The following is a 264-nucleotide window of genomic DNA, read 5'->3' on the forward strand; positions in this document are numbered from 1 at the left end:
GATTCACTATAAAGCTTAGAATGTTTTAAGGGCGGTGGCTGTCTTTTCCCTTGTGAGGTGAGGCCCATGGGAACATGGAATAATCTTCAGGAAGGTTTCACAGTCAATGAGCGTCTTCCAGACACTCTCGTTGATGTTGCTGTTTGCAATGTTTATTTTGGCGTTGCTAACATACATCGACAAAAGGAACAAATAAAAAAGCCGCCCTGCGTAACTTTGGTCGGTTACAAGGCGACAATGTAGTTTTGTAATCTAGGCCACCGC

1 protein-coding gene is annotated in these 264 nt (G+C 43.9%); it reads left to right on the forward strand.

The features are described from left to right. Positions 1 to 133 precede the first annotated feature (133 nt). Positions 134 to 196 (forward strand): putative holin-like toxin, encoded by a 63-nt coding sequence (locus CBI42_RS13440; protein WP_230083882.1) that lies wholly within the window; start codon positions 134 to 136, stop codon positions 194 to 196. The last annotated feature ends 68 nt before the right edge of the window (positions 197 to 264 follow it).

Source organism: Streptococcus sp. KR (genome assembly GCF_002238115.1).
Lineage (GTDB): Bacteria > Bacillota > Bacilli > Lactobacillales > Streptococcaceae > Streptococcus.